Source organism: Lacrimispora sp. (genome assembly GCF_047605665.1).
In the GTDB taxonomy this organism is placed as follows: Bacteria; Bacillota; Clostridia; order Lachnospirales; family Lachnospiraceae; genus Lacrimispora.
Genome location: NZ_JASGFH010000023.1, coordinates 1 through 25,901 on the forward strand (window position 1 = coordinate 1; position 25,901 = coordinate 25,901).

Genomic DNA, 25,901 nt, shown 5'->3' on the forward strand with positions numbered 1-25,901 from the left:
GAGAGCAGTTCGAGCAGAGAACGCATAAGAGACTCATTGATATCATTACACCAAGTCAGAAGACAGTTGATGCATTATCCAGATTGGAAATGCCAGCAGGTGTATACATCGATATCAAGATGAAGAACAAATAAGCTTCATCACCAATGAATCAAGGTAATATCCTGAAGGGTTTAAATATAGAAGCAACACGTTTCCTGTAAGGAATCAACATCTCCATGAGCGAAAGCGAGAAGAAAGTGTTTACACTTTCGGCGAGTGGCGAATGGGGTTATAGTGTTCCACTTATATTGGACTGTTCTAGGATGATTGCGAAAGCAATCCGCTGTAGAATTAACAAACAGGAGGTAAAAACATGAAGAAGGGTATTTTAGCTACCAAAGTCGGAATGACACAGATCTTCGACGAAAATGGAGTATTGACTCCGGTAACAGTTCTTCAGGCAGGTCCCTGTGTAGTAACACAGATCAAGACTGTTGAGAACGACGGTTACAGTGCAGTGCAGGTGGGTTTTGTAGATAAGAGAGAAAAGCTTGTCAGCAAGCCGCTTAAGGGCCATTTTGATAAGGCCGGTGTATCTTACAAGAGATATGTCAGAGAGTTTAAGCTTGAGAATGCCAATGAGTATTCTGTAAAAGATGAAATTAAAGCAGAGATCTTCGCTGCAGGCGATAAGATCGACGCAACCGCAATCTCCAAAGGTAAAGGTTTCCAGGGTGCTATTAAGAGACACGGACAGTCCAGAGGACCTATGGCTCACGGTTCCAAGTTCCACCGTCATGCAGGTTCCAACGGCGCTGCTTCTGATCCCAGCAAGGTATTCAAGGGCAAGAAGATGCCTGGACAGATGGGTAACAAGAAGGTTACAATCCAGAACCTTGAAATCGTAAGAGTTGATGCAGAGAACAACCTGCTTCTGGTTAAGGGTGCTGTACCAGGACCGAAGAAGTCTTTAGTAACAATCAAGGAAACAGTAAAAGCAGCTAACTAATGCTTTTATAAGAAAGGAGGATCACACAGATGGCAAACGTATCTGTTTACAATATGGAAGGTAATGAAGTTGGCACATTAGAGTTAAGCGATGCAGTGTTCGGTGTAGATGTCAATGAGCATCTCGTACACTTGGCAGTCGTAAGCCAGCTTGCAAACAAGCGCCAGGGCACACAGAAGGCTAAGACCCGTGCTGAGGTATCCGGCGGCGGAAGAAAACCGTGGAAGCAGAAGGGAACCGGTCATGCAAGACAGGGTTCAACCAGATCTCCACAGTGGACAGGCGGCGGAGTTGTATTCGCTCCAACACCAAGAGATTACACAATCAAGCTCAACAAGAAGGAGAGAAGACTTGCTCTTAAATCCGCTCTTACCAGCAGAGTTAATGAGAATAAGTTCATCGTTGTTGATGAGTTAAAGTTTGATGAGATCAAGACAAAGAAATTCCAGACTGTATTAAATAACTTAAAGGTATCCAAGGCTCTTGTGGTTGTTGGCGACGACAGCACAAACGCAGTGATGAGCGCAAGAAACATCGCTTCCGTAAAGACTGCATTTGTTAACACAATCAACGTATATGATATCTTAAAGTACAACACAGTTGTTGCTACCAAGACTGCTGTTGCAGCAATCGAGGAGGTGTACGCATAATGGCAGATATTAAGTATTACGACGTAATCCAGAAGCCTGTAGTAACTGAGAAGAGCATGAACGCTATGGCTACCAAGAAGTATACATTTACCGTTCATCCAGATGCTAACAAGACTATGATCAAAGAAGCTGTTGAGAAGATGTTCCCAGGCACAAAGGTTGCCAGCGTGAACACCATGAACTTAGATGGCAAGACAAAGAGAAGAGGAACAACCTACGGTAAGACCTCCAAGACTAAGAAAGCTATCGTTCAGTTAACCGCAGACAGCAAGGAAATCGAAATTTTCGAGGGACTGTAAGATCCCGAATTATGTGATGAACATTATATCACGATAATAAGATACGCCAGGAGGCGTTGAAAGGAGTTATAACAATGGGAATTAAAAAGTATAACCCATATACCCCTTCCAGGAGACATATGACCGGTTCTGATTTCACTGAGATCACAAAGTCAACACCTGAGAAGTCCTTAATCAGCAAAACTATTAAGAAAACAGCCGGCCGTAATAACCAGGGTAAGATTACCGTAAGACATCGCGGCGGCGGCGTTAAGAGAAAATACAGAATCATCGACTTCAAGAGAAACAGCAAAGACGGTATTGTTGCAACTGTTATCGGTATCGAGTACGATCCTAACAGAACTGCCAACATCGCACTGCTTTCTTATGCAGACGGTACAAAGTCCTATATCCTCGCTCCAGCCGGTTTAACAGACGGCATGACAGTTATGAGCGGTGAGGCTGCAGAAGCAAAAGTAGGAAACTGCTTACCTTTAAGCCACATTCCGGTTGGTGCTCAGGTTCATAACATTGAGCTTTACCCAGGAAAAGGCGGCCAGCTCGTTCGTTCCGCAGGAAACGGCGCACAGTTAATGGCTAAAGAAGGCAAGTATGCAACCCTTCGTTTACCTTCCGGTGAAATGAGAATGGTTCCCATCAATTGCAGAGCAACCATGGGTGTTGTTGGAAACGGCGATCACAACCTGATCAATATCGGTAAAGCAGGAAGAAAGCGTCACATGGGCTTCCGTCCAACTGTACGCGGTTCTGTTATGAACCCGAATGACCATCCACACGGTGGTGGTGAAGGTAAGACTGGTATCGGACGTCCAGGTCCAAGTACACCATGGGGCAAACCAGCGCTTGGCTTAAAGACCAGAAAGAAAAACAAGCAGTCTAACAGATTGATCGTTAGAAGAAGAGATGGAAAGACCGTTAAATAATTGAAGGAGGTTAGAATCTATGGCTCGCTCACTTAAAAAAGGACCATTTGCAGATGCTCATTTACTGAAAAAAGTAGATGCTATGAACGCAGCAGGACAGAAGCAGGTAATTAAGACCTGGTCCCGCCGTTCTACTATCTTCCCGCAGATGGTTGGACATACAATTGCAGTTCATGATGGCAGAAAGCACGTTCCGGTATATGTGACAGAAGATATGGTTGGACATAAACTGGGTGAATTCGTTGCTACCAGAACTTACAGAGGACACGGCAAAGACGAGAAGAAGTCAGGCCGTAAGTAATCGATAAACAGACTCCCTTGGGTATTCTAAAGAATTTCCCTGGGGCGTTAAAGTTGAAAGGAGGATTCACCAATGGCTAAGGGACATAGAAGCCAGATTAAAAGAGAAAGAAATGCTCAGAAGGACACAAGACCGTCAGCAAAGTTATCCTATGCTAGGGTTTCCGTTCAGAAGGCATGCTTCGTATTAGATGCCATCAGAGGCAAAGACGTTCAGACAGCACTTGGTATTGTACTTTACAATCCCAGATATGCTTCTTCTTTAATAGAGAAGTTATTAAAATCAGCAGTTGCTAACGCTGAGAATAACAACGGTATGGACCCTGCAAAGCTTTATGTAGAAGAGTGTTTTGCAAACAAGGGACCGACAATGAAAAGAGTAAAACCGAGAGCACAGGGCCGCGCTTATAGAATCGAAAAGAGAATGAGCCACATCACCATCGTGCTTAATGAAAGATAAGGAGGCAAATAATGGGACAGAAAGTTAATCCACACGGCTTAAGAGTCGGTGTTATTAAAGACTGGGACTCAAAGTGGTATGCTGAAGCTGATTTCGCAGACAACTTAGTAGAAGATTATGCGATCAGAAAATTTCTGAAGAAGAAATTATACAGCGCCGGTATTTCTGGCATCGAAATTGAAAGAGCATCTGACCGCGTTAAAATCATCATTCATACAGCTAAGCCAGGTGTTGTTATCGGCAAGGGCGGAGCTGAGATCGAGAAGTTAAAAGCAGAAGTTCAGAAGCTTACAGATAAAAAGTTATTTGTTGATATCAAGGAAATCAAGAGACCTGACAAGGACGCTCAGTTAGTAGCTGAATCCATTGCACAGCAGTTAGAGAACCGTGTATCCTTCCGTCGTGCTATGAAGTCCACCATGGGACGTTCCATGAAGGCTGGCGTAAAGGGTATCAAAACTGCAGTTGCAGGCCGTCTTGGCGGAGCTGATATGGCTCGTACCGAGTTCTACAGCGAAGGAACCATTCCGTTACAGACATTGAGAGCAGATATTGACTACGGTTTCGCAGAGGCAGATACAACCTTCGGCAAAATTGGCGTTAAGGTATGGATCTACAATGGCGAAGTTCTTCCAACTAAAGGAAACAGGGAAGGGAGCGATAAATAATGTTAATGCCTAAAAGAGTTAAACGTCGTAAACAGTTCCGTGGATCCATGGCTGGTAAGGCTTTAAGAGGCAATACAATCAGCCAGGGTGAATTCGGTTTGGTTTCTACAGAGCCATGCTGGATCAGATCCAACCAGATCGAGGCAGCCCGTGTTGCCATGACTCGTTACATCAAGCGTGGCGGTAAAGTCTGGATCAAGATTTTCCCGGATAAGCCTGTAACAGCAAAGCCAGCAGAAACCCGAATGGGTTCCGGTAAGGGCGCTCTGGAATACTGGGTAGCAGTAGTAAAACCAGGCCGTGTATTATTTGAAATCGCTGGAGTACCTGAAGAAACAGCACGTGAAGCTTTACGTCTTGCTATGCATAAGTTACCCTGCAAGTGTAAGATTGCTGCTAAAGCGGATTTAGAAGGCGGTGAATGACAGTGAAAATGAATAAATATGTTGAAGAATTAAAAGGAAAGTCAGTTACAGAGCTGAACGCAGAATTAGTAGCTGCAAAGAAAGAACTTTTCAACTTAAGATTCCAGAATGCAACCAACCAGCTTGACAACACAAGCCGGATCAAAGAGGTTCGCAAGAACATTGCCAGAATTCAGACTGTTATAACTGAGAAGGCTAAACTGGCTTAAGCTGCAGTTTTTTATAAAAGCATGACACACACGACAGTGTGTGAACTTATAGAGAGGGCCGTCCGGGCCATAAGATCGAAAGGAGAATACCGAACGTGGAAAGAAATCTTAGAAAAACCCGTACAGGTAAGGTTGTGAGCAACAAGATGGATAAGACCATCGTTGTAGCTATTGAAGACCATGTAGAACATCCTTTATACGGCAAGATCGTAAAGAGAACGTATAAATTAAAAGCTCATGATGAGAATAACGACTGCAATATGGGCGACACAGTAAAAGTAATGGAAACAAGACCGCTGTCCAAAGACAAGAGATGGAGACTTGTTGAGATTATCGAGAAAGCGAAATAATTTATTTCCAGGAAGGAGTAACAGGCATGATTCAGCAGGAAACCAGATTAAAGGTTGCTGACAATACCGGTGCAAAAGAATTACTTTGCATCCGTGTAATGGGCGGATCTACAAGAAGATATGCTAATATTGGTGATATTATCGTTGCCAGCGTAAAAGATGCAACACCTGGCGGTGTTGTGAAGAAGGGCGACGTTGTAAAGGCCGTTGTGGTACGTACTGTTAAGGGCGCACGCCGCAAAGACGGTTCTTATATCAAGTTCGATGAGAATGCTGCCGTAATTATCAAAGATGACAAGACTCCAAAAGGAACTCGTATCTTTGGACCGGTTGCCAGAGAGTTAAGAGAGAAACACTTCATGAAGATTGTTTCCTTAGCTCCGGAAGTATTATAAGGAGGTATCGGACTGTGCATAAAATTAAAAGAGACGACCTGGTAAAGGTCATCGCAGGAAAAGATAAAGATAAACAGGGCAAGGTTCTTCTGGTAGACACCAAGAACAACAAAATTGTCGTAGAAGGCGTTAACATGATCACAAAGCATGTAAAGCCAGGCGCAGGAAATCCACAGGGCGGCATCGTACAGAAGGAAGCTGCACTTGACATTTCCAACGTAATGCTCGTTGTAGACGGAAAAGCAACCAGAGTTGGCTTTGAAGTAAAAGACGGCAAGAAAGTCCGCGTTGCCAAGTCAACCGGTAAAGTAATTGACTAATTCGGAGAGGAGGAATAAAAATTGGCTAGATTAAGAGAAGTATACCAAACAGAAATCGCAGAAGCGATGACCAAGAAATTTGGATATAAGAACATCATGGAAGTACCGAAGCTGGATAAAATCGTCATCAATATGGGTATTGGCGAAGCAAAGGAAAATGCCAAAATTTTAGACTCTGCTGTAAGAGATATGGAAATCATCTCCGGACAGAAGGCAGTTCTTACCAAGGCTAAAAAATCAGTTGCTAACTTCAAGCTTAGAGAAGGTATGGCTATCGGCTGTAAAGTTACCCTTCGCGGCGAGAGAATGTACGAATTTGCTGATCGTCTGATCAACCTGGCACTTCCCCGTGTACGTGACTTTAGAGGTGTGAATCCTAACGCATTTGATGGCAGAGGAAACTTCGCTCTCGGCATCAAAGAGCAGCTTATTTTCCCTGAAATTGAGTACGATAAAGTTGACAAGGTAAGAGGTATGGACATCATTTTTGTTACTACCGCTAAGACCGACGAAGAAGCCCGTGAACTTTTGACATTATTCAATATGCCATTTGCAAAATAGTAGGAGGAAACATTCATGGCTAAGACTTCAATGAAGATCAAACAGCAGAGACCGGCAAAATTCTCCACAAGAGAATACAACCGCTGCAGAATCTGCGGTCGTCCACATGCTTATTTGAGAAAATACGGAATCTGCAGAATCTGCTTCCGTGAATTAGCATATAAGGGTCAGATCCCAGGCGTTAAAAAAGCAAGCTGGTAAAATAAGGAAGGAGGCAATTTCAAAATGACAATGAGCGATCCAATCGCAGATATGCTTACAAGAATCCGTAATGCAAATACTGCAAAACATGATACAGTAGATGTACCTTCATCTAAGATGAAATTAGCTATTGCTGATATCCTTGTAAAAGAGGGATACATTAAGAAATATGATCTCGTAGAAGACGGTGCATTCCAGACCATCCGGATCACCTTAAAATACGGCAAAGATAAGAACGAAAAAATCATCACAGGCATCAAGAGAATTTCCAAGCCAGGTCTGCGTGTATACGCAAACAAGGAAGAGCTGCCAAAAGTACTTGGCGGTTTAGGAACAGCTATCATTTCTACCAATCAGGGTGTTATCACTGATAAGGAAGCCCGCACACAGGGTGTTGGCGGAGAAGTACTGGCGTTTGTTTGGTAATTTTGTACTGCAGAAAGTCTGAAAACAGAGGGAGTGCACATATTCCCTCCGAAAATTTAAGGAGGTAAACGGCATGTCACGTATAGGAAGAATGCCTATCGCGGTTCCGGCAGAAGTAACTGTCACAATCGCAGAAAATAATAAAGTGACTGTAAAAGGTCCTAAGGGAACTCTTGAGAGAGTATTACCGGCTGAAATGACAATCAAAGAAGAAGATGGTCAGATCTCCGTTACAAGACCGAATGATTTAAAGAGAATGAAATCTTTACACGGTCTTACCAGAACATTAGTAAACAACATGATCGTCGGCGTAACTGCCGGTTATGAAAAGAAGCTGGAAATCAACGGTGTTGGTTACAGAGCTCAGAAGCAGGGCAAGAAGCTGGTTCTTTCCCTGGGTTACTCCCACCCGGTTGAGATGGAAGATCCGGAAGGCATCGAATCCACCATGGAAGGACAGAACATCATCTTCGTCAGAGGAATCGATAAAGAAAAAGTTGGCCAGTACGCTGCTGAAATCAGAGATAAGAGAAGACCAGAGCCTTATAAGGGCAAGGGAATCAAGTATTCTGATGAAGTGATCAGACGTAAAGTTGGTAAGACTGGTAAGAAATAATTAAGGAGAGTGTAAAGATGGTTAGCAAGAAATCAAGAAGCGAAGTTCGCGTTAAAAAACACAACAGATTACGTAACCGTTTTGCAGGCACTGCAGAAAGACCACGTTTAGCTGTGTTTAGAAGTAATAATCATATGTATGCTCAAATTATTGACGATACAGTTGGTAAAACTTTAGTCGCTGCTTCTACAGTAGAAAAAGAAGTAAAAGCAGAATTAGAGAAAACTGACAACGTTGACGCTGCAGCATACGTAGGTACCGTAGTTGCCAAAAGGGCACTTGAAAAGGGAATTAAAGAAGTTGTCTTTGACAGAGGCGGTTTTATATATCACGGTAAGGTTCAGGCATTAGCAGACGCAGCCAGAGAAGCTGGTCTGGAATTCTAGTAGAGAGGAGAAGACACAGGTGAAACGTACAATTATTGATGCAAATCAGACAGAGTTAAACGATAGAGTAGTTGCCATCAAGCGTGTTTCCAAGACCGTTAAGGGCGGACGCACCATGAGATTCTCTGCTTTAGTAGTCGTAGGCGACGGCAATGGCCACGTAGGTGCTGGTCTTGGCAAAGCTGGTGAAGTTCCAGAAGCAATCCGTAAAGGAAAAGAGGCTGCTGTTAAGAATATGGTTTCTGTTCCAGTTGATGAGAATAACAGTATTCCTCATGACTTAATCGGAAAGTTCGGAAGCGCTTCCGTACTTCTTAAGAAAGCGAGCGAAGGTACTGGAGTTATTGCAGGAGGCCCTGCTCGTGCGGTTTTAGAGCTTGCAGGAATTAAGAACATCCATTCCAAGTCTTTAGGTTCCAACAACAAGACTAACGTAGTTATGGCTACAATCAATGGATTGACTAATTTGAAAACTCCTGAGGAAGTTGCAAGACTTCGCGGTAAATCTGTAGAAGAGATTTTAGGCTAAGGAGGATAGGAAGATGGCAGATAAGTTAAAAATCACATTGGTGAAATCCCCGATCGGTGCTATTCCGAAGCATAAAGCAACCGTTGAAGCATTAGGCTTAAAGAAGCTTAACAAGACAGTTGAAATGCCGGATAACGGTGCAGTCAGAGGTATGATTGCCAGTGTGCGTCATTTAGTAAAAGTTGAAGAGATCTAAAAGAAAACAGTAAGGAGGTGCAAGGGATGGATTTATCAAATTTACAGCCTGCATTAGGTTCCAAACAGAGCGATAACTTCAGAAGAGGACGCGGTCACGGTTCAGGAAACGGCAAGACTGCAGGCAAAGGCCATAAAGGACAGAAAGCCCGTTCCGGTGCTACAAGACCAGGCTTTGAAGGCGGTCAGATGCCTTTATACAGACGTATTCCTAAGAGAGGTTTTACAAATAGAAACTCTAAGACCATCATCGGAATCAATGTAGGCGCTTTGGAAGCATTTGACAACGGTACAGTTGTTACGGTTGAGACTTTATTAGAGAGCGGCATTGTTAAGAATCCGCGCGACGGTGTTAAGATCCTTGGAAATGGAGAATTAACCAAAAAGCTTGTAGTAAAGGTAGATGCTTTCAGTGAAGGCGCAAAAACCAAAATTGAGGCTTTAGGTGGAACCTGCGAGGTGATCTAATATGTTTAAAACACTCCGTAATGCATTCAAGGTCAAGGAAGTAAGAACAAAACTGATCTATACTTTCATGATGCTGGTGGTTATCAGAATCGGTTCTCAATTGCCGATTCCAGGAGTTAATACAGAGTTTTTCAAAGAGTTTTTTGCTCAGCAGAACAACGACGCCATGGGATTTTTCAATGCCATGACCGGAAGCTCCTTTTCCAACATGTCAGTGTTCGCTTTAAGCATCAGCCCTTATATCACATCTTCCATCATCATGCAGCTTTTGACCATTGCAATCCCGAAGCTGGAGGAAATGCAAAAAGACGGTGAAGACGGAAGAAAGAAGATTGCAGAATACACCCGTTACGTAACAGTAGGTCTGGCGTTAATCGAGTCCGTTGCTATGGCAATCGGATTCGGCGGCCAGGGTCTGTTAAAAGAATTCAACGCATTGAGCATCATGATCGCTGTTGTTACCATGACAGCGGGTAGTGCTCTTCTCATGTGGATTGGTGAGCGGATCACGGAAAAAGGCGTGGGAAACGGTATTTCTATCGTGCTGCTGGTGAATATTATTTCCAGCTTCCCATCTGACGTATCCACTTTATACAACCGGTTCATGTCAGGAAAATCGGTTGCAGTAGCAGCTATCGCAGCCATTATCATCATAGCTGTTATTTTAGCCATCATTGTATTTGTCATCGTCCTTCAGGACGGTGAAAGAAGGATTCCAGTCCAGTATTCCAAAAAGATGCAGGGACGGAAGATGGTAGGCGGACAGGCTACCAACATTCCGTTAAAGGTGAATACAGCCGGCGTTATTCCGGTTATCTTCGCTTCCTCCCTCATGTCGTTCCCAGTCGTGATTGCCCAGTTCTTTGGGGATAAGATCGATTACAGCAGCATTGGAGGCCACATTTTAACAGGACTTAATTCTTCAAGCTGGTTCAAGCTGGACAGACCGGCCTATTCCATCGGCCTGATCCTCTACGTGGCTCTTATCATTGTGTTCGCTTATTTTTACACCTCAATCACCTTTAACCCCCTTGAGGTTGCGAATAACATGAAGAAGTCCGGCGGTTTTATTCCGGGTATCCGTCCGGGAAAACCCACCAGCGATTATCTCAATTCTATTTTGAACTATATCGTGTTTATTGGTGCATGCAGTTTGACGATTGTCTGTGTTATCCCCATTATGGTATCAGGCCTGTTTAATGTAAGCCGTCTTTCATTCGGCGGTACATCCTTAATCATCATCGTCAGCGTTGTCCTTGAGACAATTAAGGCGGTTGAATCTCAAATGCTTGTGCGTTATTACAAAGGCTTTTTAAACGATTAGAGGAAAAACCAAGGGAAACACGCCATGCGTGTTTTTCTTGGGATTTATACTATTTAATCCAATTGAGGGAGGGACTGTTTATGAAGATTATCATGTTAGGTGCCCCAGGAGCCGGGAAAGGTACTCAGGCCAAAAAGATCGCTGAAAAATATGGAATTCCCCACATTTCCACCGGAGACATCTTCCGTTCCAACATTAAGGAAGGAACAGAACTGGGAAGGAAAGCCAAGGAATACATAGATCAGGGAGCTTTGGTGCCGGATGCGTTGACTATCGGTATGCTGATGGACCGAATTCAGAATGAAGACTGCAAAAACGGATATGTGCTGGATGGATTCCCAAGAACCATTCCCCAGGCAGAGAGCTTGAAGGAAGCACTTTCCGAAAGAGGACAGAAGATTGATTTTGCCATCAACGTAGATGTGGCAGATGAGAACATCATAAACAGAATGGCCGGCCGCCGTGCCTGCGTTTCCTGCGGTGCTACGTATCACCTGGTATTTAATCCAAGCAAGGTTCCGGGAATATGCGATGTATGCGGTGCAGAGCTGATTTTAAGAGATGATGATAAGCCGGAAACCGTTCAGAAGCGCCTGTTGGTCTACCATGATCAGACAAAACCTTTAATTGAGTACTACGGAAAAACCGGCGTGCTGGTGAGTGTTGACGGAACACAGGATTTAAATAAAGTGTTCACGGATATTACCGGCATTTTAGGAGCATAGTTTATGTCAGTTACCATTAAATCTGCAAGAGAGATAGAACTTATGAGAGAGGCGGGGAGGATTCTTTGCAGGACCCATGAAGAACTCTCCAAAGCCTTAAAACCGGGTATGACAACCTGGGATATTGACCATCTGGGAGAAGAAATCATAAGAAGCTACGGCTGCACGCCTTCTTTCTTAAATTATAACGGATATCCAGCCTCCATCTGCGTTTCAGTCAATGATGAGGTGGTTCACGGGATACCGGATAAGAAGCGTTTTTTACAGGAAGGCGATATTGTGAGTCTGGATGCCGGCGTGATTTACAAGGGCTATCATTCCGACGCCGCGAGGACTTATGGAATCGGGGAAATCACTCCTGAGGCGGGACAGCTCATAGAAGTGACAAGACAATGTTTCTTTGAAGGGATTAAATTTGCAAAATCTGGCAATCATTTAGGTGATATATCCGCTGCTATCCAGAAGTATGCAGAAAAATTCGGCTACGGAGTGGTCCGGGATTTAGTAGGCCACGGAATCGGTTCCCATCTTCACGAGGAGCCTGAGGTGCCCAACTTCGCCAGGAAAAGACGGGGAATCAAGCTGAGGCCGGGAATGACCCTTGCCATTGAACCTATGATCAATGGGGGAAGTCCTGAGGTTGTCTGGCTTGACGACGACTGGACCGTGGTGACGGAGGACGGAAGCCTTTCTGCCCACTATGAAAATACAGTGCTGATTACAGAAGGGGAGCCTGAGCTCTTAAGCCTGGTTTCCAATGAAAACTGAGGCGGACCATGAGAGCAGAAGCAGGAGCCCTGGTAAAATCAGCGGCCGGGCACGATAAAGGCAGCTATTTCTTCATATTAAAAGAGGATGGCGAATATATATATCTGGTGGACGGAAAATACAGGCGTCTGGACTGCCCTAAGAAGAAAAAGAAAAAGCATGTAGAACCCCTTTTATGGGAGAAACATTCCCCTGGAGACAAAATCCGGGAAAATAAAAAAGTCACCGATGAAGAGATCAAATATTTCATCAGATGTTTCAAAAGAGAAGAACAGGTTGTTAGGAGGTAAGCTATATGTCAAAAGCAGATGTTATTGAAATTGAAGGAACCGTTGTGGAGAAGCTCCCCAATGCCATGTTTCAGGTAGAACTGGAAAATGGTCATCAGGTGCTGGCCCATATCAGCGGAAAGCTCCGTATGAATTACATTCGTATTTTACCGGGCGATAAAGTTACCATTGAAATGTCCCCTTACGATTTAAGCAAGGGAAGAATTATCTGGAGAGATAAATAAAGAAAAAGCGCTTGCATTTATATCCAATCAGTGTTATAATGTTGTGGCGACTTTGTTGAAATACGCTGTGTTATGTCCACAGGGACGGCACTGGTTTTATTATAAAACACACTGCGGGTATACTCAGCAAGCTCTTTCTCATGGAAGCGTCTGGAAGACAGATGCCGGGCGTTCAGATGGAAAGGGCGCATAACGGAAAGGAGAATTGCTGTGAAGGTTAGATCATCAGTCAAACCGATTTGCGAAAAGTGCAAAATCATCAAGAGAAAAGGCAGTATCAGAGTAATCTGTGAAAATCCTAAGCATAAGCAAAAACAAGGTTAAAAATTATTAATGGAGGTGTACTACACAAATGGCTCGTATTTCAGGTGTTGATTTACCAAGAGAAAAACGTGTTGAGATCGGCTTAACTTACATCTACGGTATTGGTAGAGTGAGTGCAAACCGCATTCTTACAGATGCTGGCGTTAATCCTGACACTCGTGTTAAGGACTTAACAGATGACGAAGTAAAAAGAATCGCAGCAGTGATTACAGAATCTCAGACTGTTGAAGGTGATTTAAGAAGAGAAATCGCTATGAACATCAAGAGACTTCAGGAAATCGGATGCTATCGCGGAATTCGTCATAGAAAGAGCCTTCCGGTTCGCGGTCAGAAGACAAAGACCAATGCTAGAACTCGTAAGGGTCCAAGAAAGACTGTAGCAAATAAGAAGAAATAACAATTAACAGCGAATCACGTTACATGTTTTAAAAACAGGAATAACAGGATTCAGGTGCAAGTAAAAAGAAAGTAGGTTAGTTTAAAATGGCTAAAAAAGTGTCCACTACTAAAAAAGTGACAAAAAAGCGTGTAAAGAAAAACGTTGAACGCGGACAAGCACATATCCAGTCTTCTTTTAATAACACAATCGTGACATTAACAGATACACAGGGTAATGCATTATCCTGGGCAAGTGCTGGTGGTCTTGGCTTTAGAGGTTCAAGGAAATCTACTCCATATGCAGCTCAGATGGCGGCAGAAACTGCTACTAAGGCAGCTCTTATACATGGTTTAAAATCAGTAGATGTTATGGTCAAAGGTCCTGGTTCCGGCCGTGAGGCAGCTATTCGTGCACTTCAGGCATGCGGATTAGAAGTAACCAGTATTAAAGACGTAACTCCGGTTCCACATAACGGTTGTCGTCCACCAAAACGTAGAAGAGTTTAATTTAGGAGGTAATTACAGTGGCAGTTGATAGAGTTCCTGTTCTTAAAAGATGTAGATCCCTTGGTCTTGATCCGATCTATTTAGGAATAGATAAAAAATCCAACAGAGAATTAAAAAGAGCGAACAGAAAGATGAGTGAGTACGGCGTTCAGCTTAGAGAAAAGCAGAAAGCTAAATTCATCTACGGCGTTCTTGAGAAACCTTTCCGTAACTACTATGCAAAGGCTTCCAGAATGAAAGGTATGGTAGGTGAAAACCTGATGATCCTTCTGGAGAGAAGACTTGACAATGTAGTATTCCGTATGGGATTCGGAAGAACAAGAAGAGAGACCAGACAGATGGTTGACCATAAGAGCATCCTTGTAAACGGCAAATGCGTAAACATTCCTTCCTATTTAATTAAGGCAGGCGATGTGATCGAAGTAAAAGAGAAATCCAAAGCTAATGCAAGATTCAAAGGTGTTCAGGAAATGACAGCAGGACGTATGGTTCCGGCCTGGCTTGATGTTGACCATGAGAATTTACGTGGTACTGTAAAAGAGTTACCAACAAGAGATGAGATTGATGTTCCAGTGAATGAAATGCTTATCGTCGAGTTGTACTCCAAATAATTGAAGGCTGGCTGATTGGCCGCTTTCGCCCGGGGGCATCTGCCTCCGGGCAAGATTTGAGTATAAGACCCTCGATACAAAATACCCAAAAGGAGGGGCTATTAGTGTTCGATTTTGAAAAACCAAACATTGAGATTGCTGAAATCTCAGAAGACAAAAAATATGGCAAATTTGTAGTTGAACCGCTTGAAAGAGGTTATGGCACGACTTTAGGTAATTCCTTAAGACGAATCATGCTTTCTTCCTTACCGGGCGCTGCAGTCAGTCAGGTAAAAATCGACGGCGTTTTGCATGAATTCAGTTCCATCCCAGGCGTTAAAGAAGATGTGACTGAGATTATTATGAACATCAAGAGCTTATCTATTAAGAATAACAGCGATACCAACGAAGCAAAGGTTGCATACATCGAGTTTGAAGGCGAAGGTGTTGTAACTGCTGCTGACATCCAGGCAGATCCCGACATCGAGATCATGAACCCGGATCAGCCTATCGCTACGCTCAGCGGCGGCACTGATAGCAAGTTCTACATGGAACTCACTATCACAAGAGGCCGCGGCTATGTAAGTGCAGATAAGAACAAGAGTGAAGATTTACCCATTGGCGTTATTGCCGTTGATTCCATTTACACACCGGTAGAACGCGTTAACATGACGGTAGAAAACACCCGTGTAGGTCAGGTTACGGATTACGATAAGCTGACATTAGATGTATTTACAAACGGCACATTGGCACCGGACGAGACAGTCAGTCTCGCTGCAAAGGTGTTAAGTGAGCACTTGAACTTATTTATCGATTTATCTGAAAATGCCAAGACTGCTGAAGTCATGGTGGAAAAAGAGGATAATGAGAAGGAAAAGGTTCTGGAGATGAATATTGACGAACTGGAGCTTTCCGTCCGTTCCTATAATTGTCTTAAGAGAGCCGGTATCAATACCGTAGAAGAGCTGTGCAACCGGACTTCAGAAGATATGATGAAGGTTCGTAACTTAGGCCGCAAGTCTCTCGAAGAGGTACTGGCAAAATTAAAGGAGTTAGGCTTACAGCTTAACCCCAGCGATGATGCAAATGCATAATTGCAAACGATGTATGGAGATTAAAGCACTGGTACAGTAAGACCGAAGAAGCGTGTATCCGTGTTCCACAGATGGAGGAATATTGAAATGGCAGGATATAGAAAACTGGGAAAAACTTCCAGTCAGAGAAAAGCATTAATCAGAAGCCAGGTAACAGCACTGTTACACAATGGAAAGATCGTTACAACAGAAGCAAGAGCAAAGGAAATCCGCAAAGTAGCTGAAGGCCTGATCGCTCTGGCAGTAAAAGAAAAAGACAACTTTGAGACTGTTAAGGTAACTGCTAAGGTTGCCCGCAAGGACAAAGACGGCAAGAGAGTGAAAGAAGTTGTAAATGGCAAGAAAGTTACCGTTTATGACGAAGTGGAGAAAGAGATCAAGAAAGATCTTCCTTCCAGACTTCACGCCAGAAGACAGATGTTAAAGGTTCTTTACGATGTAACAGAGGTTCCTGCAGAGGCAGCCGGAAGAAAGAAAAACACAAAGTCTGTTGATCTTCCTAAGAAGCTGTTCGAAGACGTAGCACCAAAGTACGTATCCCGCAACGGTGGTTACACACGTATCGTAAAGATCGGCCAGCGTAAGGGTGACGGCGCTATGGCTGTTTTACTTGAATTAGTATAAACTGAATTTGAAATTCCCAGTATGGAAAAATGTTTCCCTACTGGGATTTTTTTTTGCTTTTCCCTATTACTGGATGGGAAAAGCAAGAATAAAGAAAGAATATCGTAAGTTGACTGGCGGTTGGGGGAGAGGATATAATATCCATATAAGCAATGAGCAGTGCGAAACGGGGCTTAAATAAATTTTCGTTGTGCTTGCACATAAGAAAATTTATTTACGACCTGTTTCATAGGGCGAAGCCCGTGAGCCTGGAAACCCTCCGGGTTTCCAGGCTCGCACAGCGGCCCAGACTCCCGCACAAACAATCTTTTCTTAAATTTACACAGGGAGCCCCCAAGCTTACACCAAAGATTTTCACATCTGCCCAGCAGATGCCCAAACCTGCACTGTTGCTTTGCAAAAAAATTGGATTTATAAAAGGAGAACGGAGGGATACTATGAAGCTATTAAAACGATTGGCAGCCTTATCATCCATGGTAACCATGTTAGGAATGAGTTTTTCCCTGGAGGCTTTGGCAGCCACAAAGACCATATCATCAGTGACCATTAACGTGGGACTGGATAACCTCAACACCGGGGACACACTTCCCGATGCAACATCACTCATAGGAGAAACCAGCGGCAACTACGTTTACACTTCCAACACAGACAGATACGTGGTAGACGACTTGGAATGGATCACATCAGACAGTAAAGAGATGAAGATCGGTTCTGAACCCAAGATGAAAGCCACCTTAAAAGCTGTTGACTCAGAAGAATACGCATTCAAAGGCGGCTACCAGTCCAGCAACATCACCGTCAAAGGTGGAAGCTACGTTTCCGCCAGCCGTTCAGGATCAGAAACCCTGTACGTCACATTCACATTCAAACCCATAAAAGGCACATACGAGGCCCCGGAAGAGGCCTACTGGAGAGATTCCGGTTTCGGCAATGCAAGATGGAGCTCTGTAGACAACAGCTCCGATGCCTATGATATCTATTTATACCGCGGCAGCACCGTTGTGAAGAAAGTAGAAGGCTTAAAAGCAACCAGCTACAACTTCTACCCCTACATGACAAAAGCAGGCACTTACAGTTTCAGAGTACGCACCGTACCCTATACAGAAACCGAGCAGAAATACGCCAAGAGAAGCGACTGGACCGAATCTGAAGAAACATACCTTCCAGAAGAAAAAGTATCAGACGGAAGAGGCCAGGACGACGGAGTACCCGCCAGCGGAGAAGTTGGCTGGATTAAAAACGGAAGCACCTGGTATTACCGTTATCCAGACGGAAGCTACCATAAAAATAACTGGGCAAAGATCAACAACAAGTGGTATTTATTCGACAACAACGGTGCCATGATGACCGGCTGGAACCAGAGAGGCAGCTTGTGGTACTATTTAAATAACGACGGAACCATGGTAACCGGATGGGTCCTTTCCAATAACAAATGGTATTATTTAAACCAATCCACCACAGTCGGAGTGGAAGGCTCTATGATAACAGGCTGGATCAATTATAACAATAAACAGTACTATACCGATGCCAACGGCGTTATGCAGGAAGGCTGGAAGCAGGTAGACGGAAACTGGTTTTACTTCTATCCGGGTGAAGGCTCTAAGGCGGTGAATACCACCATCAGCGGATTCCAGGTAGACGGCAACGGAATATGGCGTAAGTAATCAGACTGAAAGGAGAAGGCAGGATGAAGGGAAAAGGAAAATGGCTGATTCTATTTTGTGCAGTCATGACTCTTGGAACAGGGATGACAGCTTCTGCTTTGGGAAGCGTAAAGATCCGTCTGGATCAAGGCGGCAAAAGCAGTTGGGCAGAAGAAATTCAGATTCCTGCCGTCACCGTTAATTACTCAGAGGAAATCCCCAAATGGAGCAAACCCATCGAAGAATGGGAGCCGGGGAAAAAGGTAACAGGAACCCTCCGCCTTCCGGGCGCCTATTCCGAAACAGACTGTACCGTATACGGCGGCCGCCTCGTCTCTGTAAAAGCGGAGTCCGGCGAGACCGTCATCAAGGTTTCCTACACCCCCGTCGCGAAGCTGGGCAAAACAGCGGAAGCAGGCTGGAGCGATTCTTCCAGGACAAAAGCCGTATGGAGAAAAGTCCCCTATGCTTCCAGATATCAGGTGATGCTGTATAAGCTGGACGGAACCTGGGTCAAGAGCCTGACCACCTCCTCCGTTTCCATAGACCTTCTGCCTCACATGGAAGGAAATGACCGGCATTATTATACAGTGAAGGCCATTTTAATGGATTCTTCCGAGGAAGACTATTTAGTGGAAGGCGATCCCGTCACCTCCGGCAGCTCCATCCTTCATGACCAGGACGACAGATTCGGAGCCTGGGAAGAACTGGAGAAGGGAAAAAAATACCGCATGTCTGACGGAAGCTGGGTGACCGGCAGATGGCAGATGATCCGCGGAGAGTGGTACTGCTTTAACGAAGAAGGCTACGCATCGGTTGGCTGGCAGTATTCCGACGGTAAGTGGTATTACATGGGAGAAGACGGCCGTATGATGACCGGATGGCAGCAGATAAACGGAAAGTGGTATTATCTGAAGCCTGACGGCGCCATGGCCATTGGCTGGAGGCAGATGCAGCCGGGAGAATGGTACTATTTCTACGAGGACGGAAGCATGGCTTCCGACACCAAGGTGGAAGGAACCTACCGGATTAACAGCCTGGGACTCTGGGTACAATAAAATAATGAAAGCAGAATGGCACAGATAACACGGTCTGTGCCATTTTTTTATGGGAAATTATAAAAGATTTGTGACGATGCTTGACTGTTATGGAATATTCATCTAAAATTATGTGACATATAAACGTTTGAGTTTACTACAGAAAGGCATGCCATGGGAATCATTAAAACGTCTAAGCTGATATTCGATTACATCAGAAAAGATGAAGAAGAAAATATTGAAGAAATAAAGCGGGCCATTGACGGAGTCAGCGTAGATATTGAAGCAGGGAAATTTGTGGCCATTTTAGGGCACAATGGTTCCGGCAAGTCCACCTTTGCAAAGCATTTAGATGCCATCCTGCTTCCCACAGAAGGGACCGTGTGGATTCAGGATTTAGACACCTCCAAAGAAGAGAATTTATGGGAGGTGCGAAAGAGAACGGGAATGGTATTCCAGAATCCGGACAACCAGATCATCGGAAATGTGGTGGAAGAGGACGTGGGATTCGGCCCGGAAAATCTGGGCGTTCCAACGGAAGAGATATGGAAACGGGTGGAAGAGAGCTTAAAAGGAGTGGGAATGGCGGCTTACCGCCTAAAGTCCCCTAACAAGCTTTCCGGAGGCCAGAAGCAGAGAGTTGCCATTGCCGGGGTCATGGCTATGCGGCCTCAGTGCATTGTCTTAGACGAGCCTACAGCCATGCTGGACCCTAACGGAAGGGCAGAGGTGGTGCGGACGGTCCGGGAGCTGAATAAAAAAGAAGGCATTACCGTAATCCTCATCACTCACTATATGGAAGAGGTCATCCATGCGGACCGGGTCATTGTCATGGATGAAGGAAAAATAGTCATGGATGGAACTCCCAGAGAAATATTCTCCAGAGTGGAGGAATTAAAATCCTACCGTTTAGACGTCCCACAAGTGACGGAGCTGGCTTATGAGCTTCAGAAAAACGGAGTGGATTTGCCTGACGGCATATTGACATTAGAGGAACTGATGGAAAAGCTGCTCCCCATGTTTGCAGAGCGTTTTCCTGGGAAGGTGACTCTGGGAAATGGAGTAGACAATGGCGATTAAAGCGGAGCATTTAAATTATATTTACGGCCAGGGTACGGCCTTTGAACAGCATGCCTTAAAGGATGTGAATCTGGACATCAAAGACGGGGAATTTGTGGGCTTAATCGGCCATACAGGTTCCGGAAAGTCTACCCTGATCCAGCATTTAAACGGGCTTTTAAAGGCGACCAGCGGAGCCATCTATTATAATGGAAAGAACATTTACGAAGACGGGTATAATCTTCGGGCCTTGAGAAGCCGTGTAGGACTTGTATTTCAGTATCCGGAGCATCAGCTTTTTGAAATTGATGTGTTTTCCGACGTGTGTTTTGGCCCGAAAAATCAGGGGCTTTCCAGGGAAGAGGTGGAAGCCAGGGCCAGGGAAGCGCTTTTTATGACAGGGCTTGATGAAAGCTTCTACAAGCGTTCTCCCTTTGAGCTTTCCGGCGGCCAGAAGCGCCGTGTCGCCATTGCAGGGGTACTTGCCATGAATCCTGAGGTTTTGATCTTAGATGAACCTACGGCAGGGCTGGACCCTAAGGGGCGGGATGAGATTCTGGATCAGATTGAGAGGCTTCATAAAGAGAGAAACATGACCATTATTCTCGTTTCTCACAGCATGGAGGACATTGCCAGGTACGTGGACCGGATTCTGGTCATGAATCACGGGGAAAAGGTATTTGACGATGCGCCAAAGGAAGTGTTCAAGCATTATAAGGAGCTGGAGGCCATGGGCCTGGCCGCGCCAAAGATAACCTACATCGTCCATACCCTGCGGGAACACGGAGTTCCCATTGATGATAACATTACTACTGTAGAAGAGGCCAGAGACGGGATACTGAGGCTTCTGAGAGATGACCGATGACCTGCCTTAGAGCAGGGCGGGTCTTCTTAAAAACAGGATCGGAGATATTATGCTGAAAGATATCACTTTAGGACAATATTATCCGGTGGATTCCATCCTTCACAGGCTGGACCCCCGGACAAAGCTGTTTGGGACTATGATTTACATCATATCCCTTTTTATTGCGGATAACATATGGGCCTATCTGGCTGCAACCGTTTTCCTGGCCGGGTCCATCCGGCTGAGCCGTGTTCCCTTCCGGTTTATGGTGCAGGGATTAAAAGCCATTGTGTTCCTGCTTTTAATCAGCGTCAGCTTTAACCTGTTTCTGACTCCGGGAGAAGCCATATTCCAGTTGGGATTTTTAAAAATAACGAAAGAAGGAATCCGGATTGCGGCCTTTATGGGAATCCGCCTCATCTATCTGGTGGTAGGCTCTTCTATTATGACCCTCACCACCACACCGAACCAGTTGACGGATGGGCTGGAAAAAAGCCTTGGATTTTTAAAGAAGATCAAGGTTCCGGTTCATGAGCTGTCCATGATGATGTCCATTGCCCTTCGTTTTATCCCCATTCTGGTGGAGGAAACGGACAAGATCATGAAGGCTCAGATGGCCAGGGGAGCTGATTTTGAAACAGGAAATTTAATTCAGAAGGCAAAGAACATGATTCCCCTTTTGGTTCCTTTATTCATTTCCGCATTCCGCCGCGCCACGGATTTAGCGATGGCTATGGAAGCCAGATGCTACCGGGGCGGAGAAGGCAGGACCAAGATGAAGCCTCTCCGGTACGGACGGCGTGACGGGGCGGCTTACGCGCTCTGTCTGATCTATCTGGTTGTCATTGCGGTACTTCGGATAAAGGCATAGGAAAGCCGTAAAAAGGAGAGTATATGAAACGGGTTAAAATGATTGTGGCCTATGACGGCACCAATTACTGCGGATGGCAGCTTCAAAATAACGGAGTCACCATTGAAGAAGTTTTAAATAAGGCCCTGACGGATTTACTGAAAGAGCCGGTGGCGGTCACCGGAGCCAGCAGAACGGATTCAGGAGTTCACTCCGAGGGAAATGTGGCCGTCTTTGATACGGAAAACCGGATGCCGGCAGATAAAATCTGTTTTGCCTTAAACCAGAGGCTGCCGGACGATATCAGGGTCCTGCAATCGGAAGAGGTGAGCCCTGACTACCATCCCAGAAAACAAAATTGTGTAAAAACGTATGAATATAAGATCATGAACCGTAAGATCGAAGTTCCCACCATGAGACTGTACAGCTACTTTTGTTATTTCCCCCTAGACATGGAATTGATGAAAAAGGGAGCTGCTTATCTGGTGGGAGAGCATGACTTTAAAAGCTTCTGCACCGCCAAGGGACAGGCAGAGGAAACGGTGAGAACCATTTACAGCCTGGACGTGGAAAAGTCAGGGGATTTAATCACCCTTCGAATCAAGGGAAGCGGATTTTTATATAACATGGTGAGAATCATTGCAGGAACCTTGATGAAGGTGGGAATGGGCGTTTATCCTCCTGAGCATGTGGAAAAAATCCTCGATGCCAGGGACCGGAATGAAGCTGGCCCCAAGGCAGCGGCTAAAGGTCTCACTCTGGTGAGCCTGGAATACGAAAAAGAACTGGAACAGGAAATCAGGGGAGAAAACAAGGAATGGAGCTATACTCTCTCCCAGGAGGAAGTTGTTTCCAAGGGAAAAGCCCGCCTTACCATTCACCGGTGCAGGGAAGAGGATTTTGAACGGCTTCTGGTCCGGGTAGTCCATCAGGCGGTGCGAAACGGAGCCCAGACCGTTTACGTAAAGGACGAGGAGAAGGCGGGAAGAATCATTTCCGGAAAATCTTATGGGTTTTATGTCTTTTCTCCCTCTGAGGAGGAACAGGGCTGGCATGTGACGCAGAAATAGGCTTGAAAACCTTTATTTTTTAAAGGAAAAGAGGTTGACACAGCCGGGCGAGTGTAATATAATGTATAACTGTGACGTTAGGCAAAAATGTTCAAGCCAATGCCCCGGAGTGAACGTTTTGAATATAACTTAAATTGAGTTATGATGAATAAAACCAGAATTTACAGGAGGTTATCCCATGAAGACTTTTATGGCTAGTCCAACAACGATTGATAGAAAATGGTATGTAGTTGATGCTGCAGGACTTACATTAGGACGTTTGGCTTCAGAAGTAGCTAAAGTATTAAGAGGAAAAAATAAACCGATCTACACCCCGCATATGGATTGCGGCGATTATGTGATCGTTGTTAACGCAGACAAGATTTCTGTAACCGGCAAGAAGCTGGACCAGAAGATTTACTATCATCACTCTGATTATGTGGGCGGTATGAAAGAAACTACATTAAGAGAAATGATGGCTAAAAAGCCCGAAAGAGTAATGGAACTGGCAGTTAAGGGTATGCTTCCAAAGGGACCTTTAGGAAGAAGCATGATTACAAAACTTCACGTATACGCAGGCCCAGAGCATAACAATGCAGCTCAGAAGCCAGAAGTTTTAGAAATCAAATTTTAATCAGAGGTGCTGAAAGGAGGAAGTTATCATGGCTAATGCAAAATTTTACGGAACAGGCAGAAGAAAAAAATCTATCGCCAGAGTATATTTAGTACCGGGTACAGGTAAAATCACCATCAATAAGAGAGACATCGACCAGTATTTAGGTCTTGAAACATTAAAGGTTGTAGTTCGTCAGCCGCTGGTTGCTACAGAAACTGCTGATAAGTTTGACGTTTTAGTAAACGTTCACGGCGGCGGATTCACCGGACAGGCCGGTGCAATCAGACACGGTATCTCAAGAGCTCTGCTTCAGGCAGATCTGGACTATCGTCCAGTTCTCAAGAAAGCCGGCTATTTAACAAGAGACCCAAGAGCAAAAGAAAGAAAGAAATACGGCTTAAAATCAGCCCGTCGGGCTCCACAGTTTTCAAAACGATAAGCAGTTATCTGCGAACAAAAACGCATATAAAAAAGTCCCTGAATGCTTGCATTCAAAGGGACTTTTTTATATGCGTTTTTGTTCATTGGAATGCAAGAAATGACCGAGATGGAGCGAAGCGGAATCGAGGTTATTTCTTGCATTCGCAGATAACGGAAACCGCCAAGAACCAGAACACCGCCAACCAGCCCCAAACCCATCCCCATAACATTAAAACAAACCGTAAGATTAAATTCCATTTTTCGGTATAGCAAGGATGAAGAAAAGGTATTATAATGGTAGTTACAACACAATCCGATAAACACCTATCTTAATAACCCCACCAAAACCAAAGCCCATATTCGGAGGTGTTTTATGCAAACCTTTAAAGAACTATACGAAAGCACAGTCAAAGCAGCTCTGGACAACAAAGAAAATTTGGTGCCGCAAGATGAGCTCTCCTACGACCCCACCCACCTAGACTGCCTCTTAAACCCCAAGAAGCACCCCATCGTATTTCGCACCGGAACCTGCAACTGTTCCAAGGAAGAAAGCGAAGAATGCCTAAACCGCTGCCCCTTCGATGCCTTAACCATGGGCCCCGATGGCGTAGAGATAGACCCTGAACTCTGCCTGGGCTGCGAAAACTGCATCAAAGGCTGCGCCAGCGAAAAACTAACCGCCACCACAGACATCATCCCAGCCCTAAAAGCCATCAAAAGCTCCAAAAGCCTGGTTTACGCCATGATCGCCCCCGCATTTCTAGGCCAGTTCTCCAGCGAAGTCACACCGGGCAAGCTGAGAAACGCACTAAAAAAAGTCGGATTCGACGGAATGCTGGAAGTCGCCTTATTCGCAGACATCCTCACCCTAAAAGAAGCCCTGGAATTTGACAAAAACATCAACGGCATCAACGACTTCCAGTTAACAAGCTGCTGCTGCCCCATGTGGATCGGCATGATCCGCAAGGTTTACAACCAGCTCCTCCCCCACGTCCCCGGTTCTGTTTCCCCCATGGTCGCCTGCGCAAGAGTGGTAAAAGCGCTCCATCCCGACGCCATGACCGTCTTCATCGGCCCATGCCTTGCAAAAAAAGCAGAAGCCAGAGAAAAAGACTTAGCAGGAGACGTCAACTTTGTACTCACCTTCCAGGAAACAAAAAACATCTTCGACGCCTTGGGAATCGACCCCGCTACAATGGAAGAGAGCGAAAAAGACCATTCCTCCAAAGCCGGCAGAATTTACGCCAGAAAAGGCGGAGTCAGCGAAGCGGTAGAAAACACCGTAATGGCCATCAACCCCAACAAAAAAACAAAAATCCGCACCAAACATGCCGACGGAGTCCCCGCATGCAGAAAGATGATCCAGGATATCACAAATGGAAAAATTGAAGCCAATTTTTATGAAGGGATGGGCTGCGTAGGCGGCTGTGTAGGAGGCCCCAGGTCCATTTTAGGAACGGAGCAGGGAACTGAGCTGGTCAATGAATACGGAGAGAAGGCAACGTATCAGCACCCGGCTGAAAATCCATATGTCATTGAGCTGCTGCACCGCCTGGGAATGGACACCATTGAAAGCCTGTTAGAGGAAGCAGACTTTTTCAGCAGAACAATATAAGAAAAAGGAAAGGCTGGCTCAAATCGTGTTTGACAAATTGACAGAAAATGATATTAAGAAAATGCAGGAAGAAATCGACCACAGAAAGCTGGTGGTCCGCAAAGAGGCTCTGGAAGCCGTCAAGGAGGCCAGGGCCCACGGGGACCTAAGCGAAAACTTTGAATACCATGCTGCTAAAAAGGACAAGAACCAGAATGAAAGCAGAATCCGGTATTTGGAGAAGATGATCCGGACAGCCCAGATCGTATCCGATGATTCCAAAGAAGATGAAATCGGCCTTTACAATACGGTTGATTTATACTTTGAAGAGGATGATGAAACAGAAACCTATAAACTGGTCACCACAGTCCGGGGAAATTCCATGAAGGGTTTAATCACCCCGGAGTCTCCTCTTGGAAGGGCCATCATGGGCCGCAAAACAGGAGACAGAATTTATGTAAAAATCAGCGACAAAGCCGGTTACTATGTGGTGGTAAAACGGCTGGAAAATACAAAGGATGACGGAAGCGACAGGCTGAGAAGCTACTGATCTTTCGGAAGGGTTGGTT

General features: G+C 45.0%; 42 protein-coding genes. All 42 read left to right on the top strand.

Going from position 1 to position 25,901, the window contains the following annotated elements:
* A partial coding sequence (locus QM657_RS16655) for a 30S ribosomal protein S10 (protein ID WP_415067900.1) occupies positions 1-134 on the top strand: 134 nt, incomplete at its 5' end.
* A 221-nt stretch (positions 135-355) separates the two neighbouring features.
* Positions 356-991 carry a 50S ribosomal protein L3 gene (gene rplC / locus QM657_RS16660; protein ID WP_415067830.1) on the top strand — a complete coding sequence of 212 codons (636 nt, stop codon included), beginning with the start codon at positions 356-358 and terminating at the stop codon, positions 989-991.
* 29 nt (positions 992-1,020) lie between these two features.
* Positions 1,021-1,641, top strand: a complete 621-nt coding sequence (gene rplD / locus QM657_RS16665) for a 50S ribosomal protein L4 (protein ID WP_415067831.1) — start codon at positions 1,021-1,023, stop codon at positions 1,639-1,641.
* Positions 1,641-1,940 carry a 50S ribosomal protein L23 gene (gene rplW, locus QM657_RS16670; RefSeq protein ID WP_415067832.1) on the top strand — a complete coding sequence of 100 codons (300 nt, stop codon included), beginning with the start codon at positions 1,641-1,643 and terminating at the stop codon, positions 1,938-1,940. The genes rplD and rplW overlap by 1 nt, the downstream gene beginning before the upstream one ends.
* A gap of 74 nt (positions 1,941-2,014) precedes the next feature.
* Positions 2,015-2,863, top strand: coding sequence for a 50S ribosomal protein L2 (rplB, locus tag QM657_RS16675; RefSeq protein ID WP_415067901.1), 849 nt, complete (start codon positions 2,015-2,017; stop codon positions 2,861-2,863).
* A gap of 19 nt (positions 2,864-2,882) precedes the next feature.
* Entirely contained in the window at positions 2,883-3,164 is a 282-nt protein-coding gene (gene rpsS / locus QM657_RS16680) for a 30S ribosomal protein S19 (protein WP_024834874.1), read from the top strand.
* A gap of 72 nt (positions 3,165-3,236) precedes the next feature.
* Positions 3,237-3,623, top strand: a complete 387-nt coding sequence (rplV, locus tag QM657_RS16685; protein WP_333645593.1) for a 50S ribosomal protein L22 — start codon at positions 3,237-3,239, stop codon at positions 3,621-3,623.
* 11 nt (positions 3,624-3,634) lie between these two features.
* A complete protein-coding gene (gene rpsC, locus QM657_RS16690) occupies positions 3,635-4,291 on the top strand; it encodes a 30S ribosomal protein S3 (protein WP_415067833.1) in 657 nt (218 codons plus the stop codon).
* Positions 4,291-4,716 carry a 50S ribosomal protein L16 gene (gene rplP, locus QM657_RS16695; protein WP_415067834.1) on the top strand — a complete coding sequence of 142 codons (426 nt, stop codon included), beginning with the start codon at positions 4,291-4,293 and terminating at the stop codon, positions 4,714-4,716. The genes rpsC and rplP overlap by 1 nt, the downstream gene beginning before the upstream one ends.
* Before the next feature lie 2 nt (positions 4,717-4,718).
* Positions 4,719-4,925 carry a 50S ribosomal protein L29 gene (rpmC, locus tag QM657_RS16700; protein WP_415067902.1) on the top strand — a complete coding sequence of 69 codons (207 nt, stop codon included), beginning with the start codon at positions 4,719-4,721 and terminating at the stop codon, positions 4,923-4,925.
* Between the two features lie 95 nt (positions 4,926-5,020).
* On the top strand, positions 5,021-5,275 hold the full coding sequence (gene rpsQ, locus QM657_RS16705; RefSeq protein WP_415067835.1) for a 30S ribosomal protein S17: 255 nt from the start codon (positions 5,021-5,023) through the stop codon (positions 5,273-5,275).
* Positions 5,276-5,301: 26 nt separating this feature from the next.
* Positions 5,302-5,670 carry a 50S ribosomal protein L14 gene (rplN, locus tag QM657_RS16710; protein WP_333645597.1) on the top strand — a complete coding sequence of 123 codons (369 nt, stop codon included), beginning with the start codon at positions 5,302-5,304 and terminating at the stop codon, positions 5,668-5,670.
* Positions 5,671-5,684: 14 nt separating this feature from the next.
* Positions 5,685-5,990, top strand: coding sequence for a 50S ribosomal protein L24 (gene rplX, locus QM657_RS16715; RefSeq protein ID WP_415067836.1), 306 nt, complete (start codon positions 5,685-5,687; stop codon positions 5,988-5,990).
* A 21-nt stretch (positions 5,991-6,011) separates the two neighbouring features.
* The gene (gene rplE, locus QM657_RS16720; protein WP_415067837.1) at positions 6,012-6,551 is read left to right on the top strand and encodes a 50S ribosomal protein L5; all 540 of its coding nucleotides are present in this window, start codon (positions 6,012-6,014) and stop codon (positions 6,549-6,551) included.
* A 15-nt stretch (positions 6,552-6,566) separates the two neighbouring features.
* A complete protein-coding gene (locus tag QM657_RS16725; protein WP_002566501.1) occupies positions 6,567-6,752 on the top strand; it encodes a type Z 30S ribosomal protein S14 in 186 nt (61 codons plus the stop codon).
* 24 nt (positions 6,753-6,776) lie between these two features.
* Positions 6,777-7,178 (top strand): 30S ribosomal protein S8, encoded by a 402-nt coding sequence (rpsH, locus tag QM657_RS16730; protein ID WP_333645600.1) that lies wholly within the window; start codon positions 6,777-6,779, stop codon positions 7,176-7,178.
* Positions 7,179-7,251: 73 nt separating this feature from the next.
* Positions 7,252-7,794, top strand: a complete 543-nt coding sequence (gene rplF, locus QM657_RS16735) for a 50S ribosomal protein L6 (protein ID WP_415067838.1) — start codon at positions 7,252-7,254, stop codon at positions 7,792-7,794.
* A gap of 17 nt (positions 7,795-7,811) precedes the next feature.
* Complete coding sequence (gene rplR, locus QM657_RS16740; protein ID WP_415067839.1) at positions 7,812-8,180, top strand: 50S ribosomal protein L18; 369 nt, start codon at positions 7,812-7,814, stop codon at positions 8,178-8,180.
* A gap of 19 nt (positions 8,181-8,199) precedes the next feature.
* Complete coding sequence (gene rpsE, locus QM657_RS16745) at positions 8,200-8,709, top strand: 30S ribosomal protein S5 (RefSeq protein WP_415067840.1); 510 nt, start codon at positions 8,200-8,202, stop codon at positions 8,707-8,709.
* A gap of 13 nt (positions 8,710-8,722) precedes the next feature.
* Complete coding sequence (rpmD, locus tag QM657_RS16750) at positions 8,723-8,905, top strand: 50S ribosomal protein L30 (RefSeq protein WP_415067841.1); 183 nt, start codon at positions 8,723-8,725, stop codon at positions 8,903-8,905.
* A 26-nt stretch (positions 8,906-8,931) separates the two neighbouring features.
* Positions 8,932-9,372: a 50S ribosomal protein L15 gene (rplO, locus tag QM657_RS16755; protein WP_415067842.1), complete on the top strand. Its 441-nt coding sequence runs from the start codon at positions 8,932-8,934 to the stop codon at positions 9,370-9,372.
* A 1-nt stretch (position 9,373) separates the two neighbouring features.
* Positions 9,374-10,696: a preprotein translocase subunit SecY gene (secY, locus tag QM657_RS16760; protein WP_415067843.1), complete on the top strand. Its 1,323-nt coding sequence runs from the start codon at positions 9,374-9,376 to the stop codon at positions 10,694-10,696.
* A gap of 80 nt (positions 10,697-10,776) precedes the next feature.
* The gene (locus QM657_RS16765; protein WP_415067844.1) at positions 10,777-11,421 is read left to right on the top strand and encodes an adenylate kinase; all 645 of its coding nucleotides are present in this window, start codon (positions 10,777-10,779) and stop codon (positions 11,419-11,421) included.
* Between the two features lie 3 nt (positions 11,422-11,424).
* A complete protein-coding gene (map, locus tag QM657_RS16770; protein WP_415067845.1) occupies positions 11,425-12,189 on the top strand; it encodes a type I methionyl aminopeptidase in 765 nt (254 codons plus the stop codon).
* An 8-nt stretch (positions 12,190-12,197) separates the two neighbouring features.
* Positions 12,198-12,479: a hypothetical protein gene (locus QM657_RS16775; RefSeq protein WP_415067846.1), complete on the top strand. Its 282-nt coding sequence runs from the start codon at positions 12,198-12,200 to the stop codon at positions 12,477-12,479.
* Positions 12,480-12,484: 5 nt separating this feature from the next.
* Complete coding sequence (gene infA / locus QM657_RS16780; protein WP_013274317.1) at positions 12,485-12,703, top strand: translation initiation factor IF-1; 219 nt, start codon at positions 12,485-12,487, stop codon at positions 12,701-12,703.
* A 210-nt stretch (positions 12,704-12,913) separates the two neighbouring features.
* Complete coding sequence (gene rpmJ / locus QM657_RS16785; RefSeq protein ID WP_158377639.1) at positions 12,914-13,027, top strand: 50S ribosomal protein L36; 114 nt, start codon at positions 12,914-12,916, stop codon at positions 13,025-13,027.
* A gap of 28 nt (positions 13,028-13,055) precedes the next feature.
* On the top strand, positions 13,056-13,424 hold the full coding sequence (gene rpsM / locus QM657_RS16790; protein ID WP_415067847.1) for a 30S ribosomal protein S13: 369 nt from the start codon (positions 13,056-13,058) through the stop codon (positions 13,422-13,424).
* An 86-nt stretch (positions 13,425-13,510) separates the two neighbouring features.
* The gene (gene rpsK / locus QM657_RS16795) at positions 13,511-13,912 is read left to right on the top strand and encodes a 30S ribosomal protein S11 (RefSeq protein ID WP_024834894.1); all 402 of its coding nucleotides are present in this window, start codon (positions 13,511-13,513) and stop codon (positions 13,910-13,912) included.
* Positions 13,913-13,929: 17 nt separating this feature from the next.
* A complete protein-coding gene (gene rpsD / locus QM657_RS16800; RefSeq protein ID WP_415067848.1) occupies positions 13,930-14,523 on the top strand; it encodes a 30S ribosomal protein S4 in 594 nt (197 codons plus the stop codon).
* A gap of 104 nt (positions 14,524-14,627) precedes the next feature.
* On the top strand, positions 14,628-15,596 hold the full coding sequence (locus QM657_RS16805) for a DNA-directed RNA polymerase subunit alpha (RefSeq protein WP_333645613.1): 969 nt from the start codon (positions 14,628-14,630) through the stop codon (positions 15,594-15,596).
* Positions 15,597-15,683: 87 nt separating this feature from the next.
* Complete coding sequence (locus QM657_RS16810) at positions 15,684-16,220, top strand: bL17 family ribosomal protein (protein WP_415067849.1); 537 nt, start codon at positions 15,684-15,686, stop codon at positions 16,218-16,220.
* A 437-nt stretch (positions 16,221-16,657) separates the two neighbouring features.
* Entirely contained in the window at positions 16,658-17,884 is a 1,227-nt protein-coding gene (locus tag QM657_RS16815) for an N-acetylmuramoyl-L-alanine amidase family protein (protein WP_415067850.1), read from the top strand.
* 23 nt (positions 17,885-17,907) lie between these two features.
* Positions 17,908-18,921 (top strand): N-acetylmuramoyl-L-alanine amidase family protein, encoded by a 1,014-nt coding sequence (locus tag QM657_RS16820; RefSeq protein ID WP_415067851.1) that lies wholly within the window; start codon positions 17,908-17,910, stop codon positions 18,919-18,921.
* A 153-nt stretch (positions 18,922-19,074) separates the two neighbouring features.
* On the top strand, positions 19,075-19,980 hold the full coding sequence (locus QM657_RS16825) for an energy-coupling factor transporter ATPase (RefSeq protein ID WP_415067852.1): 906 nt from the start codon (positions 19,075-19,077) through the stop codon (positions 19,978-19,980).
* Entirely contained in the window at positions 19,970-20,824 is an 855-nt protein-coding gene (locus QM657_RS16830) for an energy-coupling factor transporter ATPase (protein WP_415067853.1), read from the top strand. Before QM657_RS16825 ends, QM657_RS16830 begins: the two co-directional genes overlap by 11 nt.
* Positions 20,825-20,873: 49 nt before the next feature.
* Complete coding sequence (locus QM657_RS16835) at positions 20,874-21,674, top strand: energy-coupling factor transporter transmembrane component T family protein (protein ID WP_415067854.1); 801 nt, start codon at positions 20,874-20,876, stop codon at positions 21,672-21,674.
* 23 nt (positions 21,675-21,697) lie between these two features.
* Positions 21,698-22,723 carry a tRNA pseudouridine(38-40) synthase TruA gene (gene truA, locus QM657_RS16840; RefSeq protein WP_415067855.1) on the top strand — a complete coding sequence of 342 codons (1,026 nt, stop codon included), beginning with the start codon at positions 21,698-21,700 and terminating at the stop codon, positions 22,721-22,723.
* Positions 22,724-22,901: 178 nt separating this feature from the next.
* Positions 22,902-23,336, top strand: coding sequence for a 50S ribosomal protein L13 (gene rplM / locus QM657_RS16845; protein ID WP_415067856.1), 435 nt, complete (start codon positions 22,902-22,904; stop codon positions 23,334-23,336).
* A gap of 28 nt (positions 23,337-23,364) precedes the next feature.
* The gene (gene rpsI / locus QM657_RS16850) at positions 23,365-23,757 is read left to right on the top strand and encodes a 30S ribosomal protein S9 (RefSeq protein WP_415067857.1); all 393 of its coding nucleotides are present in this window, start codon (positions 23,365-23,367) and stop codon (positions 23,755-23,757) included.
* Between the two features lie 354 nt (positions 23,758-24,111).
* Positions 24,112-25,353, top strand: coding sequence for a [Fe-Fe] hydrogenase large subunit C-terminal domain-containing protein (locus tag QM657_RS16855; protein WP_415067858.1), 1,242 nt, complete (start codon positions 24,112-24,114; stop codon positions 25,351-25,353).
* 25 nt (positions 25,354-25,378) lie between these two features.
* Positions 25,379-25,882, top strand: coding sequence for a GreA/GreB family elongation factor (locus QM657_RS16860; RefSeq protein ID WP_415067859.1), 504 nt, complete (start codon positions 25,379-25,381; stop codon positions 25,880-25,882).
* Positions 25,883-25,901 lie beyond the last annotated feature (19 nt).

Excerpts from the sequence above, each read along its gene's own strand:
- rplF (WP_415067838.1), top strand. The coding sequence starts at position 7,252 with ATGTCACGTATAGGAAGAATGCCTATCGCGGTTCCGGCAGAAGTAACT.
- rpsK (WP_024834894.1), top strand. The coding sequence starts at position 13,511 with ATGGCTAAAAAAGTGTCCACTACTAAAAAAGTGACAAAAAAGCGTGTA.
- rplN (WP_333645597.1), top strand. The coding sequence starts at position 5,302 with ATGATTCAGCAGGAAACCAGATTAAAGGTTGCTGACAATACCGGTGCA.
- rplC (WP_415067830.1), top strand. The coding sequence starts at position 356 with ATGAAGAAGGGTATTTTAGCTACCAAAGTCGGAATGACACAGATCTTC.
- rplW (WP_415067832.1), top strand. The coding sequence starts at position 1,641 with ATGGCAGATATTAAGTATTACGACGTAATCCAGAAGCCTGTAGTAACT.
- rpsM (WP_415067847.1), top strand. The coding sequence starts at position 13,056 with ATGGCTCGTATTTCAGGTGTTGATTTACCAAGAGAAAAACGTGTTGAG.
- QM657_RS16855 (WP_415067858.1), top strand. The coding sequence starts at position 24,112 with ATGCAAACCTTTAAAGAACTATACGAAAGCACAGTCAAAGCAGCTCTG.
- rplO (WP_415067842.1), top strand. The coding sequence starts at position 8,932 with ATGGATTTATCAAATTTACAGCCTGCATTAGGTTCCAAACAGAGCGAT.
- truA (WP_415067855.1), top strand. The coding sequence starts at position 21,698 with ATGAAACGGGTTAAAATGATTGTGGCCTATGACGGCACCAATTACTGC.
- QM657_RS16830 (WP_415067853.1), top strand. The coding sequence starts at position 19,970 with ATGGCGATTAAAGCGGAGCATTTAAATTATATTTACGGCCAGGGTACG.
- rpsC (WP_415067833.1), top strand. The coding sequence starts at position 3,635 with ATGGGACAGAAAGTTAATCCACACGGCTTAAGAGTCGGTGTTATTAAA.
- QM657_RS16810 (WP_415067849.1), top strand. The coding sequence starts at position 15,684 with ATGGCAGGATATAGAAAACTGGGAAAAACTTCCAGTCAGAGAAAAGCA.
- secY (WP_415067843.1), top strand. The coding sequence starts at position 9,374 with ATGTTTAAAACACTCCGTAATGCATTCAAGGTCAAGGAAGTAAGAACA.
- rplR (WP_415067839.1), top strand. The coding sequence starts at position 7,812 with ATGGTTAGCAAGAAATCAAGAAGCGAAGTTCGCGTTAAAAAACACAAC.
- infA (WP_013274317.1), top strand. The coding sequence starts at position 12,485 with ATGTCAAAAGCAGATGTTATTGAAATTGAAGGAACCGTTGTGGAGAAG.
- map (WP_415067845.1), top strand. The coding sequence starts at position 11,425 with ATGTCAGTTACCATTAAATCTGCAAGAGAGATAGAACTTATGAGAGAG.
- rplM (WP_415067856.1), top strand. The coding sequence starts at position 22,902 with ATGAAGACTTTTATGGCTAGTCCAACAACGATTGATAGAAAATGGTAT.
- rplD (WP_415067831.1), top strand. The coding sequence starts at position 1,021 with ATGGCAAACGTATCTGTTTACAATATGGAAGGTAATGAAGTTGGCACA.
- rplB (WP_415067901.1), top strand. The coding sequence starts at position 2,015 with ATGGGAATTAAAAAGTATAACCCATATACCCCTTCCAGGAGACATATG.
- rpmD (WP_415067841.1), top strand. The coding sequence starts at position 8,723 with ATGGCAGATAAGTTAAAAATCACATTGGTGAAATCCCCGATCGGTGCT.
- QM657_RS16815 (WP_415067850.1), top strand. The coding sequence starts at position 16,658 with ATGAAGCTATTAAAACGATTGGCAGCCTTATCATCCATGGTAACCATG.
- QM657_RS16765 (WP_415067844.1), top strand. The coding sequence starts at position 10,777 with ATGAAGATTATCATGTTAGGTGCCCCAGGAGCCGGGAAAGGTACTCAG.
- rplV (WP_333645593.1), top strand. The coding sequence starts at position 3,237 with ATGGCTAAGGGACATAGAAGCCAGATTAAAAGAGAAAGAAATGCTCAG.
- rpsH (WP_333645600.1), top strand. The coding sequence starts at position 6,777 with ATGACAATGAGCGATCCAATCGCAGATATGCTTACAAGAATCCGTAAT.
- QM657_RS16820 (WP_415067851.1), top strand. The coding sequence starts at position 17,908 with ATGAAGGGAAAAGGAAAATGGCTGATTCTATTTTGTGCAGTCATGACT.
- rpsI (WP_415067857.1), top strand. The coding sequence starts at position 23,365 with ATGGCTAATGCAAAATTTTACGGAACAGGCAGAAGAAAAAAATCTATC.
- QM657_RS16725 (WP_002566501.1), top strand. The coding sequence starts at position 6,567 with ATGGCTAAGACTTCAATGAAGATCAAACAGCAGAGACCGGCAAAATTC.
- QM657_RS16825 (WP_415067852.1), top strand. The coding sequence starts at position 19,075 with ATGGGAATCATTAAAACGTCTAAGCTGATATTCGATTACATCAGAAAA.
- QM657_RS16835 (WP_415067854.1), top strand. The coding sequence starts at position 20,874 with ATGCTGAAAGATATCACTTTAGGACAATATTATCCGGTGGATTCCATC.
- rpsS (WP_024834874.1), top strand. The coding sequence starts at position 2,883 with ATGGCTCGCTCACTTAAAAAAGGACCATTTGCAGATGCTCATTTACTG.
- rplP (WP_415067834.1), top strand. The coding sequence starts at position 4,291 with ATGTTAATGCCTAAAAGAGTTAAACGTCGTAAACAGTTCCGTGGATCC.
- QM657_RS16775 (WP_415067846.1), top strand. The coding sequence starts at position 12,198 with ATGAGAGCAGAAGCAGGAGCCCTGGTAAAATCAGCGGCCGGGCACGAT.